At 57.8% G+C, this 16,219-nt stretch carries 14 protein-coding genes; 8 read left to right on the top strand and 6 right to left on the bottom strand.

Features of this window, described 5'->3' with window-relative positions; genetic code table 11:
* The first annotated feature begins 124 nt into the window (after positions 1-124).
* Complete coding sequence (locus PHA01_RS01125; RefSeq protein WP_271892789.1) at positions 125-1,186, top strand: calcium-binding protein; 1,062 nt, start codon at positions 125-127, stop codon at positions 1,184-1,186.
* A gap of 69 nt (positions 1,187-1,255) precedes the next feature.
* Here the strand turns inward: PHA01_RS01125 and PHA01_RS01120 are convergent, their stop codons facing one another.
* Complete coding sequence (locus PHA01_RS01120; RefSeq protein WP_271892788.1) at positions 1,256-2,380, bottom strand: beta-ketoacyl-ACP synthase III; 1,125 nt, start codon at positions 2,378-2,380, stop codon at positions 1,256-1,258.
* A gap of 200 nt (positions 2,381-2,580) precedes the next feature.
* Between PHA01_RS01120 and PHA01_RS01115 the strand changes: the two genes are divergently transcribed.
* Positions 2,581-4,182, top strand: a complete 1,602-nt coding sequence (locus PHA01_RS01115; protein WP_271892787.1) for an inorganic phosphate transporter — start codon at positions 2,581-2,583, stop codon at positions 4,180-4,182.
* 97 nt (positions 4,183-4,279) lie between these two features.
* On the opposite strand, the gene PHA01_RS01110 is transcribed toward PHA01_RS01115, so the two are convergent.
* From PHA01_RS01110 to PHA01_RS01100, 3 genes are all read right to left on the bottom strand, one after another.
* Positions 4,280-5,122 (bottom strand): oxidoreductase, encoded by an 843-nt coding sequence (locus tag PHA01_RS01110; RefSeq protein ID WP_271892786.1) that lies wholly within the window; start codon positions 5,120-5,122, stop codon positions 4,280-4,282.
* A 224-nt stretch (positions 5,123-5,346) separates the two neighbouring features.
* The gene (locus PHA01_RS01105) at positions 5,347-6,096 is read right to left on the bottom strand and encodes an SDR family oxidoreductase (RefSeq protein WP_271892785.1); all 750 of its coding nucleotides are present in this window, start codon (positions 6,094-6,096) and stop codon (positions 5,347-5,349) included.
* 36 nt (positions 6,097-6,132) lie between these two features.
* Complete coding sequence (locus PHA01_RS01100) at positions 6,133-7,608, bottom strand: aldehyde dehydrogenase family protein (protein ID WP_271892784.1); 1,476 nt, start codon at positions 7,606-7,608, stop codon at positions 6,133-6,135.
* A 155-nt stretch (positions 7,609-7,763) separates the two neighbouring features.
* On the opposite strand from PHA01_RS01100, the gene zwf reads away from it, so the two are divergent.
* From zwf to PHA01_RS01075, 5 genes are all read left to right on the top strand, one after another.
* A complete protein-coding gene (gene zwf / locus PHA01_RS01095; RefSeq protein ID WP_271892782.1) occupies positions 7,764-9,236 on the top strand; it encodes a glucose-6-phosphate dehydrogenase in 1,473 nt (490 codons plus the stop codon).
* A gap of 9 nt (positions 9,237-9,245) precedes the next feature.
* Complete coding sequence (gene pgl / locus PHA01_RS01090) at positions 9,246-9,950, top strand: 6-phosphogluconolactonase (RefSeq protein WP_271892780.1); 705 nt, start codon at positions 9,246-9,248, stop codon at positions 9,948-9,950.
* Positions 9,951-10,017: 67 nt separating this feature from the next.
* Positions 10,018-11,844: a phosphogluconate dehydratase gene (gene edd / locus PHA01_RS01085; protein WP_271892778.1), complete on the top strand. Its 1,827-nt coding sequence runs from the start codon at positions 10,018-10,020 to the stop codon at positions 11,842-11,844.
* A gap of 58 nt (positions 11,845-11,902) precedes the next feature.
* The gene (locus PHA01_RS01080) at positions 11,903-12,145 is read left to right on the top strand and encodes a type II toxin-antitoxin system VapB family antitoxin (protein WP_271892776.1); all 243 of its coding nucleotides are present in this window, start codon (positions 11,903-11,905) and stop codon (positions 12,143-12,145) included.
* The gene (locus PHA01_RS01075) at positions 12,145-12,576 is read left to right on the top strand and encodes a type II toxin-antitoxin system VapC family toxin (RefSeq protein WP_271892773.1); all 432 of its coding nucleotides are present in this window, start codon (positions 12,145-12,147) and stop codon (positions 12,574-12,576) included. Before PHA01_RS01080 ends, PHA01_RS01075 begins: the two co-directional genes overlap by 1 nt.
* On the opposite strand, the gene PHA01_RS01070 is transcribed toward PHA01_RS01075, so the two are convergent.
* Together PHA01_RS01070 and folD are read right to left on the bottom strand one after the other, a co-directional pair.
* Positions 12,570-13,532, bottom strand: a complete 963-nt coding sequence (locus tag PHA01_RS01070; protein ID WP_271892771.1) for a GlxA family transcriptional regulator — start codon at positions 13,530-13,532, stop codon at positions 12,570-12,572. The genes PHA01_RS01075 and PHA01_RS01070 overlap by 7 nt on opposite strands.
* A 38-nt stretch (positions 13,533-13,570) precedes the next feature.
* A complete protein-coding gene (folD, locus tag PHA01_RS01065; protein ID WP_271893897.1) occupies positions 13,571-14,470 on the bottom strand; it encodes a bifunctional methylenetetrahydrofolate dehydrogenase/methenyltetrahydrofolate cyclohydrolase FolD in 900 nt (299 codons plus the stop codon).
* Between the two features lie 340 nt (positions 14,471-14,810).
* Between folD and PHA01_RS01060 the strand changes: the two genes are divergently transcribed.
* Positions 14,811-16,067 carry a sarcosine oxidase subunit beta family protein gene (locus PHA01_RS01060; RefSeq protein ID WP_271893896.1) on the top strand — a complete coding sequence of 419 codons (1,257 nt, stop codon included), beginning with the start codon at positions 14,811-14,813 and terminating at the stop codon, positions 16,065-16,067.
* The last annotated feature ends 152 nt before the right edge of the window (positions 16,068-16,219 follow it).

Raw genomic sequence — 16,219 nt, 5'->3', positions numbered from 1 at the left:
TGTAACTAAATATAGGTATATACTCTTATACTGCGACTGTGGGGTTCAAGGCCCCATAATGGTTGACCGCCCCGCAGCCCGAGAGGGCAGCGCTTGCCCTCTCACCAACGGGGAGGATTTAATTATGGCAACATTATCCGAAACTTATAAAGTTATTCTTGGCGTAGGCGGCGTGACGGGGACGATCGGAACGGGTCGTAATGACACCCAAACATTTCTTACTACAACTCTCAGTGATCATTACTACGAGGGGCTGGGAGGCAATGACACTATCACCGGCACGCTCGCCGACGACTACATTGAGGGTGGCGCGGGAGCCGACACATTCGTCGAACTCGGTCTCGGCGTGAATGACACGCTCGGCTATCTCAACTCGGATGCCGGTGTCACAGTCACGCTCAATAACCTTGGAGGGCTCAGCGTGGCGCAGGGTGGTCATGCTACGGGTGACGTGTCAGTTGGAACTCTGCTAGTGGGCTTCGAAAATCTCGTCGGCTCGGAGTTCAACGATACGCTGACAGGTAATGCCGGCGCCAACAAGCTTCTCGGTATGGGCGGTGATGACACCATAAACGGCGGCGGCGGCAACGATGTGCTGTATGGCGGCGACGGTGTCGACACCATTCACGGCGATGCAGGAGACGACAAGATTTATGGCGAGGCCGGCGACGATAAGCTCTTCGGGGACGACGGCAACGATACGTTCTACTACAGCCGCGGGTTCAACAAGATGTTTGGCGGAAATGGAACTGATACCGTCGACTATTCCGCTAGTCCTGGCGACCATGGCGGCGCTACGATCAATCTCAAAACGGGAAAGGGTGACCATGATGCGCTCGGAGATGAATATGATAGCATCGAGAATGTGTTCGGCACAGAGTTCAATGACCACATTTGGGGTAATGCCTCGGCAAATACCATGGATGGAAAGGGTGGACGCGACACGTTCTTCTACGCATCCGTGGCCGATCTGAACGGTGACAGGATAAACGCATTCTCCGACAACCAAGGTGATAAAATCGACCTGCGCGAATTGCATATTGGGTTTGGCAACATCCAAGCAGCTAATACGTCTGGCGACAATAGTGTAGTATACACTATAACCGACGATGGCCAGACTGGCTTCTTAACTGTGCAATTTTTGGGCGTTGGTGTCCCGGGTACTCACCAAGTATTTGACCTTTAGCATTTCACCACGAACGATAACCAGGAGAGCCATCAAGGATCTCTCCTGGTTTCTATCGTGCCCTGTCTCCTAAACCTTCCGCACAATCACACTGCCCACCGAATACCCCGCGCCGAACGAGCAGATGACGCCGAGGCTGCCGGGAGCCAGATCGTCGGAATATTTCGAGAAGGCGATGATCGAGCCGGCCGATGATGTATTGGCGTAGTCCTGCAGGATGTTGGGCTGCTCGCCCGGTTCGGGCTCGCGGCCGAGCACCTTGACGCCGATCAGGTCATTCATGCCCTTGTTGGCCTGGTGCAGCCAGAGCCGCGACAGGTGCGCGGGCGCGATGTTTTCGTCGGCGAGATGGGTGAGGATCAGATCGGAGACGATCGGCACCACCTGCTTGAATACCTTGCGCCCTTCCTGCTTGAACAGCATGTCGCGCCGGTCGGTCATGTGGCCTTCTCGCGTGCGGCGCAGGAAGCCATTATTGTTGCGGATGTTGTTGGAGAACTGCGTCAGGCAGCGGGTCGAGACGATCTCGAAGCGGTCCTTGGCGGTGGCCAGATCATCGCGCTCGAGCAGCACGGCGGTGCAGACATCGCCAAAGATGAAATGACAGTCGCGGTCACGCCATTCGAGATGCGCCGAGCAAATCTCCGGGTTGACCATGAGGATCGCGCGGGCCGAACCGGAACGGATCATGTCAGCGGCCGCCTGGATACCGAAGGTGGCCGACGAGCAGGCGACATTCATGTCAAAGCCGAAGCCTTCTATGCCCAGCGCCTGCTGCACCTCGATGGCAATGGCCGGATAGGGGCGTTCGTGATTGGAAGCGGCGCAGATCACCGCATCGACGTCCGACACATCCCGCCCGGCTTTGGCGAGGGCAAGACTGGCGGCATGTACGGCGATCTGTGCCATGACAGACAGATCCTCGTCTGCGCGCTCGGGCAGGACCGGGTGCATGATCTCCGGATCGAGGATGCCGGATTTATTGAGGACATAGCGGTTTTCGATACCGGACGCGCGGACGATGAAATCCTCCGCTGACATGGTTATCGGCGCGCGTGTTCCTGCGGTGATCTCGTCGGCGTAGAGCTCATTCTGCCGCGTGGCATAGGTGTTGAACGCCTCCACCAGTTCGGCATTGCTGATCGACTGTTCCGGCGTGAAAACGCCCGTACCGCTGATGACGACTTTATGCATGGCGCTTCCAAAATTTTGTGTTTGAAAAGCGATAGTGTTTCCGGGCGTTTCGCGCAAGTTGTCATAGCGCTCCCCCTCTCCGTCATGACGGAGGAGTAGGCGGTCTACAACGAAGGTAGTCCGAATTGAGCCTCGTCTTGTCATCAAGGGTTCACGTGAGGGTCATAGCCTTTCGTCATTAACCATTTGGGGATCTGGTCATGACGGTAAGTAACGCAACTGATGCCGGTCTGCGCGCTGAGCATCCACTCGACAAACCAAGCAGTCTCGGTCAATGGCCGAATTATGCTGTAGTTGCCATCCTCCTCGCCGGGCTTGTCTATGTCGGTTATTCCCTCACCAATGAGTTGACGAGCTCGGTTGCGGTGCCGTGGATACTTCTCGGTCTGGCGCTGCTCATCGCGCTCGGCTTCGAGTTCGTCAACGGCTTCCACGATACGGCAAACGCCGTGGCGACGGTGATTTACACCAATTCGCTGCCCGCCGAACTTGCTGTGATCTGGTCTGGTTTCTTCAATTTCCTCGGCGTGATGACGGCGAGCGGCGCTGTCGCTTTCGGTATCATTTCGCTGCTGCCGGTGGAACTGATCATGCAGGTCGGCTCCAGCGCCGGTCTCGCGATGGTGTTCTCGCTGCTGATCGCTGCGATCCTGTGGAACCTCGGCACCTGGTATCTGGGCATTCCTTCTTCAAGCTCGCACACCCTGGTCGGATCCATCGTCGGCGTGGGTCTTGCCAACCAGTTTCTGGCTCCGGCTGGCACCGTGACGAGCGGCGTCGACTGGTCCAAGGCGACCGAAGTCGGCATGTCTCTTTTGATATCACCGCTCGTTGGCTTTGGCGTCGCCGCGCTGCTTCTGCTGGTGATGAAGGTCCTCGTCAAGAGCAAGGCGCTTTATGAGGCGCCGAAGGGCAACACCCCGCCGCCCCTGTGGATCCGGGCTCTGCTCATCTTCACCTGCACAGGCGTTTCCTTTGCCCATGGCTCGAACGACGGCCAGAAGGGCATGGGGCTGATCATGCTGATCCTGATCGGCGTCGTTCCGACCGCCTTTGCCCTGAACCGCACGCCGGACGTCAATTATCTTGAAGCCTATAAGGCCGCTTCCACAGCGGCGAGCACGGCGTTACACAAGTACGCCAAGCCGGAAATTGCAGTGACCGATGCCCGAGAGGTGGTCAACAATGCGGTTCGCACCAAGACATGGAGCGACGAGATGTCCGCCGCATTGCCGCGCTTCATCGATGAGACGAGCGCGTCGATCTCGCCCTACGGTTCGGCCGCCAACGTGCCAAACGGCATGGTCAGCAACACGCGCAATGACATGTACCTGATCGGCGAGGCGCTGAAACTGGTCGAGAAACAGAAGCCCCTGCCGCTGCAGGATGCAGAAATGACGGCCGTGAAGTCCTATCACAAGGCCATCGACAACGCGACGAAGTTCATTCCGACATGGGTGAAGGTTGCCGTGGCGCTAGCTCTCGGTCTTGGCACCATGGTCGGCTGGAAGCGCATCGTCGTCACTGTCGGTGAAAAGATCGGCAAGACGCACCTGACCTATGGGCAAGGCGCATCGGCAGAACTCGTGGCGATGGGGACGATCTTTACCGCGGATAGTCTGGGCTTGCCGGTGAGTACGACACACATCCTGTCGTCGGGCGTTGCCGGTACGATGGTCGCCAATGGTTCAGGGTTGCAGATGTCAACCGTGCGAAACCTGGCGATGGCGTGGATCTTGACCTTGCCGGTCTCGATCGCGCTGTCGTTCACGCTGTTCCTGATTTTGCGGCATCTAATCTAGGCTCGCGCTGACAGGAGTTTCAACACACCCAAGAAGCAGGCATTAAAACAAACTGGCCGGCTTTCGCCGGCCATTTTTTTGCCTACCCGGTCGTGGCTCAAGCGTCCGGATAATCCGCACCCAAGGTCACCTTTTCCCAAGCGCCGAAATCCTTCTGAAGGTCGGCAATCTTGGCATGGGCGTTCTGGAAAGCCTGTTTGCCGAGCAGCAGGCGCAACGGCGGATCCTTGGCTTCGACCGCCTGGACGATCGCCTTGGCTGCACGGACCGGATCACCCGGCTGATTGCCGCTGATGTTGCGGATCATCTCGGCACGCTGACCGGAGGTGGCGCGATAATCTTCAATCGTGTGTTTGGCTTCATTGGCGGAGCGGCCGGCCCAATCGGTGCGGAATGGACCTGGCTCGACGATAAGCACCTTGAGCCCGAGGGGCGCGATTTCCTTTGAAAGAGCTTCCGACAGAGCTTCTACGGCGAATTTGGTCGCAGTGTAGAAGCTGACAGCTGGGTTGGCCACCAACCCGCCTTGCGAAGAGATATTCACGACAGTGCCCGAGCGCTGTTTGCGCAGGGTCGGCAGGACTGCTCGCGTCATGTTGGCAAGACCCCAGACGTTGATCTCGAACATCTGACGCACTTCTTCCATCTCGCTCTCCTCGAAGGAGGCAAAATAGCCGATGCCCGCATTGTTGACGAGCACGTCGATGCGGCCAAAACGCTCTGTCGCGGCCTTGACGGCGTTTTCAATATCCTCAGGCTTGGTCACGTCGAGCTTCAGCAACAGCGCGTTGTCCTCATGGCCTTTGGCAATGTCTTCGATCTGTGAAACGTTGCGGGCGGTGACAACGGTCGGATAACCAAGCTCAAGCGTATGGCGCGCAAGTTCGCGGCCAAAGCCGGTTGAACAGCCAGTGATGAACCAGACAGGTTTCGATGTCATGTTGATGTCCTTGAAAGATGGAAGCGCCACGGGGGTCCGAGGGGGCCAGGGCAGCACAGGGGGAAATTCGGCTACACTGGAGCAATTTCGTTTTTCTTCGAAACACGGAATTGCTCTAGTCCTTTGTTTTGCGCAATTCCGGACGGAAAACCGCTTCGCACTTTTCCTGGACTTGCTTTGATAATGTAGCCCACCTAGCCCATGTTTCAAGGTTTATCGTTCGATCAGATGCAGCGCCCGCCATCAACTTCCAGTGCAACACCGGTAATAAAGTCTGCCTCGCTCGAGGCAAGCCACAATGCGGCATTGGCGACGTCGAGCGGGGTGGACAGGCGGCCAAGCGGAACCGTCGCCTTGAACTGCGCACGCTTTTCCGGCGTGTCTTCACCCATGAACAGGCCGAGCATCGGGGTTTCGCCCGCGACCGGGCAGAGGCAATTGACCCGGATATTCTTCGGTGCAAGTTCGATCGCCATGGATTTGGTGGCGCTGATCGCCCAGCCCTTCGACGCATTGTACCAGGTGAGACCAGGACGCGGGCGCAGGCCCGCTGTCGAGGCGGTCGTGATGATAGAGCCACCGCCCTGCCTTTCCATGATAGGCACCACGGCGAGCGCCGCGTAGTAAATCGCTTTCATATTGACACCGGTGATGAGATCGAACGTTGCCTCGTCGACGCCGAGCATCGAGCCATTGCGATGGGTGAAGCCGGCATTGTTCACCATAATGTCGATCCGGCCAAACGCGTCCATCGCGGCATTTACCATGGTGTCCACCTCTTCCTTGCGCGTCACGTCGGCATGAACGGCAACGGAGGTCTTGCCGATATCCGCGGCGACCTTTTCGGCACCCACAAGGTTCAGATCAGCAACAACGACATTGGCCCCTTCCCCGGCAAAGCGCTTGGCCATTGCCTCGCCAAAGCCGGATGCTCCTCCGGTGATGATTGCTGTCTTGCCTGCCAAACGCTTCATGTCTTCTCCTCATACATGCTTCATAGGTGGATTTGATCAATCGTGACGGAAGATGATCGTCTTGGTCGCGGACATGTCGTAGAGGGCCTCGAAACCCTTTTCTCGACCATGACCGGATTTCTTGAAGCCGCCAAATGGTAGTTCGACGCCACCGCCCGCGCCGTAGGCATTGACGAAGACCTGACCCGCACGCACGCGCTTGGCAACGCGATGCTGGCGCGCGCCATCCTTGGTCCAGATTCCGGCGACGAGGCCATAGTCCGTGTGGTTGGCGAGCCTTATGGCCTCCTGCTCGTCGTCAAACGCGAACAGCGTGAGCACCGGGCCGAAAACCTCCTCCTGGGCGATAATGGCCGTCGGATCGACGGCACCGAACAGTACTGGTGCCACATAGTAGCCCGTTGCCGGGGCGTGGACGTCGATAGAACCTTGCGCAATGACATCGATGCCTGCTTCGGCAGCCGACGTGACGTAATTTTCAACCCTGCGTTTCTGTGCCGGATTGATCATCGCCCCAAGGTCGAGATCGGCATCGTGCGGGCCGGCAACGAGCCTGCCGAAACGCTCGCCCAGCGCTGCGGCGACCTGATCATAGATCGGACGCTCGATAAGAATGCGGCTACCGGCCGAACAGGTCTGCCCACCGTTCTGGATGATTGCATTGACGAGAACCGGGAGCGCCTTTTCAATATCCGCGTCGGCAAAGACAATCTGCGGTGACTTGCCGCCAAGTTCCATCGTAATGCCGCGATTGTTCGCGGCAGCGGCCTGCTGGATGGCTGTGCCAGTTGCGGGAGAACCGGTGAATGTCACATAGTCAACATCGGGATGTGCTGAAAGAGCTGCACCGGCTTCGCGGCCATAGCCGGTGATGACATTGAGGACGCCATCCGGGAAACCCGCCTCGATGGCAAGTTCGCCGATACGGATCGTCGAGAGCGATGCGTCTTCGGCTGGCTTGATGACCAGCGTGTTGCCCATGGCAAGCGCCGCGCCAACCACCCGTGCCATGATCTGCATCGGATAGTTCCACGGAATGATCCCGGCAACGACGCCGTGCGGTTCGCGCAGGGTCAGCGCCGTGTAGCCATCGAGAAACGGGATCGTATCGCCATGGATCTTGTCGGCCGCACCGCCATAGAATTCATAGTAACGCATGGCAGCAGCAACATCGGCTTTGCCTTGGCGAATTGGCTTGCCGGTATCGCGCGATTCGAGCGCGGCAAGTTCATCACCGTGCTGTTCGATCAACTGTCCAAGCCTGGTCAAAAGCCTGCCGCGCTCGAAGGCTGGCATCCTTGACCAGGGACCATGATCGAAGGCCTCGCGCGCGGCGCGTACGGCACGATCCACATCCTCGGCATCGTCAGCCGGGATGGTCGCGAAGGGCAAGCCATCGGACGGACACAAAACAGTGATTGTTTCCTGGCTTAATGCGGCGACAGGTCTGCCATTTATGATATTCAGGAAGGTCTTATCCTGTGCGACAACTCTGGATAGATTATGTACCATGATGACATCCCATTCGTTGCAAGACTATTGGAAAGGACACGAATTGGAAATGCATTTTGACGCAGTTTGTGCTTCAGGACTGGTCATTTTAAATCGATTAGATTATACAACCCGCATTTACGAATGCGCAAAGTCAGGCATAGCGAGACTCTCCCATGACAAGTCAGATCATCCCGGTTGACCCCTTTGATTGCATCGTGTTCGGAGGTACCGGCGACCTTGCCGAGCGCAAGCTGATCCCGGCGCTTTATCAACGCCAGCGCGGTGGCCAGCTTTCAGAACCGACCCGCATCATCGGCGCCTCCCGTTCGCCCATGTCAGACGACGACTACCGCAAGTTCGCGGAAAACGCGATCAAGGAATTCGTGAAGCCGACCGAATTCGACCAGAAGCAGGTCGATCAGTTCCTGGCACGCTTGTCGTATGTCGCGGTCGATGCCACTTCCGACAATGGCTGGGAAGAGCTGAAGACTGAAATCGGCAATGATACCAAACGCGTCCGCGCCTTTTATCTTGCCGTCAGCCCATCCCTCTTCGCCGATATCTCGAGCCGCCTGAAAAGCTACAAGCTGGTCCATGACCATACGCGTATTATCGTCGAGAAGCCGATTGGCCGCGACCTTCAGTCAGCCATCGCACTCAATGATACGATCGGCCACGTTTTTCACGAACAGCAGATTTTCCGCATCGATCATTATCTCGGCAAGGAGACCGTGCAGAACCTGATGGCGCTGCGTTTTGCCAATGCGCTGTATGAACCTCTTTGGAATTCCGCTCATATCGACCACGTGCAGATTACCGTTGCTGAATCTGTCGGGCTGGAAAATCGTGCTGGCTATTACGATACGGCGGGTGCACTTCGCGACATGGTGCAAAATCACATCATGCAGCTGCTCTGCCTCGTAGCGATGGAGCCGCCGGCATCTATGGATGCGGATGCGGTGCGCGATGAAAAGTTGAAGGTGCTGCGTTCGCTGAGCCCGATAACGTCGAAGAACGCCGACGAGCTTACTGTCCGCGGCCAATATCGCGCTGGCGCTTCTTCCGGCGGCGCGGTGAAGGGCTACATACAAGAGCTGGAACACCCCAGCAACACCGAAACATTTGTCGCCATCAAGGCCGAAATCGCCAACTGGCGCTGGGCCGGGGTGCCGTTTTATCTGCGTACGGGCAAGCGCCTGGCATCACGTGCTTCCGAAATCGTCGTGTCGTTCAAGCCAATCCCGCATTCGATCTTCGGTGAGGGTGCCGGCCGCGTTGTCGCCAACCAGCTCGTCATCCGCTTGCAGCCGGACGAGGGCGTCAAGCAGTGGATGATGATCAAGGACCCTGGTCCGGGTGGCATGCGCCTGCGTCACGTTCCTCTGGACATGACCTTTGCCGAATCCTTCACCGCGCGTAGCCCCGATGCCTATGAACGGCTGATCATGGACGTGGTGCGCGGCAACCAGACACTGTTCATGCGGCGCGACGAAGTGGTCGCGGCGTGGCAATGGGTCGACCCGATCCTGAAGGCGTGGGCCGAAACCGAACAGCCGCCGGCAGGCTATACCGCCGGCACATGGGGCCCATCGGCGGCCATCGCTCTAATCGAACGCGACAATCGCACATGGCATGAACCTGAGTAAAATGATTCAATGACAGCAGATCCGCGACTGAACAGTTTTGCCGATGGCAATGCGCTTGCCGAAGCCCTCGCTTCGACCGTCGCGGCACGGCTGGTGGACGCAGTGGAAGCGCGCGGCAAGGCTGTGCTGGCCGTATCGGGCGGCACAACCCCTGCCCGCTTTTTCAAGGCGCTGTCACTCAAGGATTTGCGGTGGGACAAGATCACGATCACGCTGGTGGACGAGCGCTTCGTACCGCCGACCAGCGACCGTTCAAACCAGAAGCTCGTGACCGAAATGCTTCTGCAAAACAAAGCCGCCCAGGCGAATTTCACCAGTCTCTACAATGAGGCGCCGGATGCCGAAGAAGGTGCTAAAATAGCAGCAGAGGCGATCGCCAAGCTTGGACAGCCATTCGATGTCGTCATTCTCGGCATGGGTGGCGATGGTCACACCGCGTCGTTCTTTCCTGGTGGAGACCAGTTGAGCGACGCGATTTCGCCGGATCAGCCGGCGCTGGTGCTGCCGATGCATGCGGAAGGCGCAGGCGAGCCAAGGCTGACGCTGACGCTACCGGTGATCGTCAATGCACGCTTCGTGGCGCTGCATATTGAAGGTGCGGGCAAGCGTACGACCCTTGAGGCGGCTCTCGGACGTGGCGCGACAACCGATATGCCGATACGTGCGATATTGCGATACGAGCCGATCGAGCTCGAGATTTTCTGGGCTCCCTGAGGCTCGGAGCGTGTGATTGCCGGGAAGGCTCCCAAACTTCCTGGCAAACGCCATAAGGAGACATGATATGACCGTTCTTCAGCGGGTGAAAAGCATTACCAACCGCATTTGTGAGCAGTCGAGGCCGACGCGTGATGTCTATCTCGATCATCTTCGCGAAGCTGCATCGCGCAAGCCAAAGCGTTCGGCACTCGCCTGCGCCAATCTCGCCCATGGGTTTGCGGCCTGCAGCCCTTCCGACAAGGCGGCGCTCGCTGGCGATGTAATAGCCAATCTTGGCATCATCACCTCCTATAATGACATGCTCTCGGCGCATCAGCCGTTTGAGACCTATCCCAACCTGATCAAGGCCGCAGCGAAGGAAGCTGGCGGCGTAGCGCAGGTTGCGGGCGGCGTTCCCGCCATGTGCGATGGCGTGACGCAAGGCCAGCCTGGCATGGAGCTGTCGCTGTTCTCACGCGATGTCATCGCCATGGCAACCGCCATTGGACTGTCGCACGACATGTTTGACGCGGCGGTCTATCTCGGCGTCTGCGACAAGATCGTGCCGGGCCTCGTGATCGGTGCGCTGACGTTCGGCCATCTGCCAGCAGTGTTCATTCCTGCAGGCCCGATGACCACCGGCCTCCCCAATGACGAGAAGGCCAAGACGCGCCAGCTCTATGCGGAAGGCAAGGTCGGCCGCGAAGAGCTGCTCGAATCCGAATCCAAGTCCTATCATGGACCCGGCACCTGCACGTTTTACGGCACAGCCAATTCCAACCAGATGCTGATGGAGATCATGGGCCTGCATATGCCGGGTTCGTCCTTCATCAATCCAGGCACGCCCTTGCGCGACGCACTGACGCGTGAAGCCGCAAAGCGGGCACTTGCGATCACGGCGCTTGGCAATGAATACACGCCGGTCGGTGAAATGATCGATGAGCGCAGTATCGTCAATGGCGTTGTCGGTCTGCACGCCACGGGTGGCTCGACCAATCATACGATGCATCTTGTCGCCATGGCTGCCGCTGCCGGCATCAAGCTGACCTGGCAGGACATTTCCGACCTTTCCGACGTTGTGCCGTTGCTGGCGCGCGTTTATCCCAATGGTTTGGCCGACGTGAACCATTTTCATGCCGCCGGTGGCATGGGTTATATCATACGTGAGTTGCTTGATGGCGGCCTCTTGCACGAGGACGTCAAGACGGTCTGGGGCGGAACAGAGGGTTTGCGCGCCTATACGATCGAGCCGAAGCTCGGTGAAAACGGTACGGTCGTGCGCGAGCCGGTCGCCGCGGAAAGCGCCGACAAAAAAGTGCTGTCGACCTGCAAGCAGCCGTTCCAGGTTACGGGTGGTCTCAAGATGCTCAAGGGCAACCTCGGCACGGCGGTGATAAAGACCTCCGCCGTCAAAGCCGACCGGCACATCATTGAAGCGCCAGCAATCGTCTTCGATAGCCAGGCAGCGCTGCAGGATGCCTTCAAGGCCGGGAAGCTCGACCGCGATTTCGTTGCGATCGTGCGGTTCCAGGGGCCTCGCGCCAATGGCATGCCTGAACTGCACAAGCTCACCCCTGCCCTCGGCGTGCTGCAGGATCGCGGCCATATGGTTGCCCTGGTGACGGACGGACGCATGTCCGGCGCATCCGGCAAGGTTCCGGCGGCAATTCATGTGACGCCTGAAGCGCTCGATGGCGGCATCATCGGCAAGATCCGGGATGGCGATGTTGTTCGGCTCGATGCGGAAATCGGTACGCTCGACGTGCTGGAGGATCCGGAGGTCCTCGCAGCGCGCCCGACGCCGGACGTTGATATCAGCCACAACAGCTACGGCATGGGGCGCGAGTTATTCGCAGCCTTCCGCAATGTTGTTGGAAAGGCGGAAAACGGCGCTTCGGTGTTTGGCCTTTAGTCGTATTGTACTCGTGTGTAGACGCTCCTATATTGCTGTCTACACACGAGGGTTTGTCATGCCATTGAATATTCGCAACGAAGAGGTGAACCAGCTTGCGGCAAAGCTCGCGGCCCGTAAGCACATCACCAAAACCGAAGCCGTGAAGCTCGCGCTGGAAAGGGAACTGCGGCTTACCGACAAGGAAGTTCCGCTTTTGGAGCGTATAAAAGTAATACAAGACAAGATAGCGGCCTACCCTGACAGGGATGGGGTTGTCATCGACAAGGCATTTTTTGACGAACTCAGCGGCGATTATTAATGTTTGTCGATGCATCGGTTATGGTCGCTATCTTGCTGAACGAGCCGGGGGCGGAAACGTATACGGGACGTCTTAAAGATACAGACTCACAGCTCATCACATCGGTTATAGCGGTGTGGGAAACCACTGCTGCCCTCTTCGGCAAGAAGGGCATCGCCATGTCGCAAGCTCAATCGCTGGTAACAGTATTTATCAATGAAACGAACATCGAGGTTGTTGCTGTCTCAAATGACGACTTGTCATCCGCGTTACAAGCATTCGAGCGTTATGGGCGACACCATAACCCAGCCACCAATCGCAACAGCGCGTTGAACCTTGCCGATTGCTTCCATTATGCATCTGCAAAATCGCATCGTGCGCCGATCCTGACAAAGGATGCCGGCTTTGCCCTCACCGATCTCGAAGCCATCGGCCCCGCCAAGGATCAATAGGTTGTGCGGCGCTCGTCCGAGGGTGAGCGGCCGAATTGTGCCCGGTAGCTTTGGGCAAAATAGGAATGCGACGTGAAGCCCGTCGCCAGCGCCACATCCAGGATAGGCGAATGGGTCTGGCGCAACAGTTCGCGCGCCCGCTCGAGGCGCAGGCTCATATAGTAGCGCCCCGGCGTCATGTTGAGATGGCGCAGGAACAACCGCTCCACCTGCCGGACCGACAGGCCAACAGCCTTGGCAAGACGCACAGCTGATTTCGGTTGTTCGAGATTGTCCGCCATGAGTTCGACGATCTTGCGCAGCTTTTCCGACTTGCCGGTGAGATCACGTTCGGGGCCGACGCGCTGGCGGTCGGTCTGCGAGCGAATGCGTTCATGATGGAACTGGTTCGCCACTTCATTGGCAAGAGCCGGGCTGAAGTCCTGCTTGATGATCTCCAGCATCAAATCTATCGAAGTCGTGCCTCCGGCGCAGGTGTAGCGCTTTCGATCGATTTCGAAGACATTACCGGTGCACTCGATCTGCGGAAATCGCTCCTGAAAACCAGCGCGATTTTCCCAGTGTATGGTGCAGCGATGCCCTTCCAACTGCCCCGCCTCCGCCAGAATGTAGCTACCTACATTCAGTCCGCCGAGCACGGCACCGCGACGTCCCAGAGTGCGCAAGGTGGCGATGACCTTGGCCTTGTCGTCAAACTCGGTCGTCAGCCCGGCACAAATGAAGGTGATGTCGGCGCTGGGCAAATCCGCCAGCGCATATTGCACATTGATCTGCAGTCCGTTCGAAGCGGTCACCGCTGCACCATTGGCGGAGACGGTAGTCCAGGAATAGAACGCCTCCTCCGACATGCGATTGGCCGTGCGCATGGTATCGATGGCCGCTGCAAGGCTGAACATCGGGAATCTGTCGACGAGCAGAAAGGCAAAGGTTCTGGTGACTTTGAGGGCTTCTGGCATGCGTTGTTCTAACCGGATTCCCTGTAAGAGCAAATGGATCAGAAGCGCGGCGGCACTTCGCCGACCGAGCGATAGGCGGCGACAAGCGTGTTGGCCATCAACATGGCGATAGTCATAGGCCCGACACCGCCCGGAACTGGCGTAACAGCACCAGCGACCGTTGACACGTCGGCAAAGTCCACATCACCAACGAGGCGGGTCTTGCCCTCGCCTTTTTCGGGGGCTGGAATGCGGTTGATACCGACGTCGATGACTGTTGCGCCGGGCTTGACCCAATCGGCCTTGACCATTTGCGGCCTGCCGACGGCAGCAACCAGAATATCGGCAGTGCGGCAAAGGGCGGCCAGATCCTCGGTCTTGCTATGGGCAATGGTCACGGTGGCATTATGGGCGAGCAAAAGGTTGAACATCGGCTTGCCGACGATGTTGGAACGGCCGATGACCACCGCATTGAGGCCGGAAAGATCGCGTCCCAGGATACGCTCGATCAACAGCATCGATCCGGCGGGGGTGCAGGGAACGAAAGCCGTCTCGATTTCGCCGGTGCCCAGCTTGCCGACGTTGACGAAATGGAAGCCGTCAACATCCTTGTCTGGCGAGATGGTCTGGATGATACGGCCGGAATCGATATGTTTCGGCAAAGGAAGCTGGACGAGGATGCCATGAATCAACTGGTCGGCATTGAGCTTTTCAACCAGCGCGACGAGCTCGTCCTCTGAAGTATCTTCCGACAAAGTGTATTGAACGGAGTGAAAACCGCATTCACGCGCCTTCCTGCCCTTTGACGCAACATAGACCTGACTGGCCGGGTCCTCGCCAACGATAACAACGGCGATGCCGGGTGTGATCCCGCTGGTTTCGATCAGATCGGCGGCAGAAGCTTTGACCTTCGAAACCACGTCCTCGGCAATTTCCTTGCCATTGATCGTCACTGCCATGTGCTGCTCCTGGAAGTTCACGGTTTTGAGCGCCATTCTGTTGATTTTACGCGCCAACAATACCGTCATAACGGCGTTCACTGACGCAATAGCGAAAGCGTCTCTATAGAGCAATGCGATGATACGACGCTCGGAGCCCATGTGGAAAATCTACTGCGGCGGTCATCTGATGTGATTTTCTGCGCTTCCGGTGCTCACGTACCTTAACGTACGCTGCGCTCCGGTTCTCGAAAACCACGCCATGTGCCTCGCCGCAGCGACTTTCCAAACGGGCTCTTAGGGCTTGGCGAACGCGATGAATCCGAGCATGATCGCGAAATCTTATTCGAATCCGGAATTCATGATGCGCTATTCAGCTTTCAGCCTTTTGAAAAATGCCCTCAACGGCAACAAGGACTGGAAACCCGCCTGGCGCAAGCCCGAGCCGAAACCAGCCTATGACGTGGTGATCATCGGGGGCGGCCATGGGCTTGCTACCGCCTACTATTTGGCCAAGGAACACGGCATGCGCAATATCGCCGTCGTTGAAAAGGGTTGGCTCGGATCCGGAAATATCGGCCGTAACACCACGGCCATCCGTTCCAACTATCTTCTTTCAGAGAACCAGCATTTCTACGAAGCGTCGATGAAACTATGGGAAACCATGTCGCACGACCTCAACTACAATGTGATGTTCTCGCAGCGCGGCGTGGTGAATCTCGCCCACACACTGCCGCAGCTCGATGTCTACGCACGGCGCGGCAACCAGATGCGGCTCAACGGCATCGATTGCGAATTGATGAATCCGGCGCAAATCAAGAAGCTTATCCCCGGACTGGACATCAGCAGCAACGTGCGCTTCCCCATTCTTGGCGGATTGATGCAGCGTAGTGCCGGAACTGCACGGCACGATGCGGTCGTATGGGGTTACGCGCGCGCCGCTGACCAGCTCGGCGTCGACATCATCGAGAATTGCGAGGTCACAAGCTTCCTGAAGGACGGCGATACGGTCACAGGCGTCATGACAACACGCGGGCCGATCAATGCCAAGAAGGTTGGGTGTGCCGTCGCCGGGCATACCAGCGAGCTCATGCGGCGCGCTGGTGTCGACCGCCTGCCACTTGAATCGCATGTGCTGCAGGCTTTCGTCTCGGAAGCGCTGAAGCCTGTGGTCGATACAGTGGCGACGTTCGGTGGGGGTCATCTCTATTTCAGCCAGTCGGACAAGGGTGGCCTTGTCTTTGGCGGCGACATCGACGGCTATAATTCCTACGCGCAGCGCGGCAACCTGCCGGTGGTGGAGGATGTGATGAGCGAGTTCGTTGCCCTTATCCCGGCGCTGGCGCGCGTCAAGCTGCTACGCTCATGGGGCGGGATCATGGACATGACCATGGACGGCTCGCCCATCATCACGACGGGCCCGCTGCCGGGCATGTATCTCAACACCGGCTGGTGCTACGGCGGCTTCAAGGCGACGCCGATCTCAGGAAAATGCTTCGCCTGGACAATCGCCAAGGATGAGCCGCATCCGCTGTCTGCACCCTTTACGCTGGACCGGTTTTATCGCGGCTATGTCATTGATGACAAAGGGCAAGGCCCGACACCAAGATTGCATTAAGTAATGCGCAACGGCTGATGGCGATTATCTCTCCCCTTGTGGGAGAGAAAGGATTTTCCTGGATTTAGCCTCTTCGCTAAATCCTTGGAAAATCCAAGTGAGGGGGTAGTTCAGTGAAGCAAATCCCCTCTCTTGCGATTTCTAGCACTTAG

This window comes from Candidatus Phyllobacterium onerii (assembly GCF_028331445.1).
GTDB classification, from domain to species: Bacteria; Pseudomonadota; Alphaproteobacteria; order Rhizobiales; family Rhizobiaceae; genus Phyllobacterium; species Phyllobacterium onerii.
The sequence above is the reverse complement of the archived record's forward strand: the minus strand, read 5'-3'. Positions and strand labels throughout refer to the sequence as shown.

Excerpts from the sequence above, each read along its gene's own strand:
- PHA01_RS01125 (WP_271892789.1), top strand. The coding sequence starts at position 125 with ATGGCAACATTATCCGAAACTTATAAAGTTATTCTTGGCGTAGGCGGC.
- PHA01_RS01120 (WP_271892788.1), bottom strand. The coding sequence starts at position 2,380 with ATGCATAAAGTCGTCATCAGCGGTACGGGCGTTTTCACGCCGGAACAG.
- PHA01_RS01115 (WP_271892787.1), top strand. The coding sequence starts at position 2,581 with ATGACGGTAAGTAACGCAACTGATGCCGGTCTGCGCGCTGAGCATCCA.
- PHA01_RS01110 (WP_271892786.1), bottom strand. The coding sequence starts at position 5,122 with ATGACATCGAAACCTGTCTGGTTCATCACTGGCTGTTCAACCGGCTTT.
- PHA01_RS01105 (WP_271892785.1), bottom strand. The coding sequence starts at position 6,096 with ATGAAGCGTTTGGCAGGCAAGACAGCAATCATCACCGGAGGAGCATCC.
- PHA01_RS01100 (WP_271892784.1), bottom strand. The coding sequence starts at position 7,608 with ATGGTACATAATCTATCCAGAGTTGTCGCACAGGATAAGACCTTCCTG.
- zwf (WP_271892782.1), top strand. The coding sequence starts at position 7,764 with ATGACAAGTCAGATCATCCCGGTTGACCCCTTTGATTGCATCGTGTTC.
- pgl (WP_271892780.1), top strand. The coding sequence starts at position 9,246 with ATGACAGCAGATCCGCGACTGAACAGTTTTGCCGATGGCAATGCGCTT.
- edd (WP_271892778.1), top strand. The coding sequence starts at position 10,018 with ATGACCGTTCTTCAGCGGGTGAAAAGCATTACCAACCGCATTTGTGAG.
- PHA01_RS01080 (WP_271892776.1), top strand. The coding sequence starts at position 11,903 with ATGCCATTGAATATTCGCAACGAAGAGGTGAACCAGCTTGCGGCAAAG.
- PHA01_RS01075 (WP_271892773.1), top strand. The coding sequence starts at position 12,145 with ATGTTTGTCGATGCATCGGTTATGGTCGCTATCTTGCTGAACGAGCCG.
- PHA01_RS01070 (WP_271892771.1), bottom strand. The coding sequence starts at position 13,532 with ATGCCAGAAGCCCTCAAAGTCACCAGAACCTTTGCCTTTCTGCTCGTC.
- folD (WP_271893897.1), bottom strand. The coding sequence starts at position 14,470 with ATGGCAGTGACGATCAATGGCAAGGAAATTGCCGAGGACGTGGTTTCG.
- PHA01_RS01060 (WP_271893896.1), top strand. The coding sequence starts at position 14,811 with ATGATGCGCTATTCAGCTTTCAGCCTTTTGAAAAATGCCCTCAACGGC.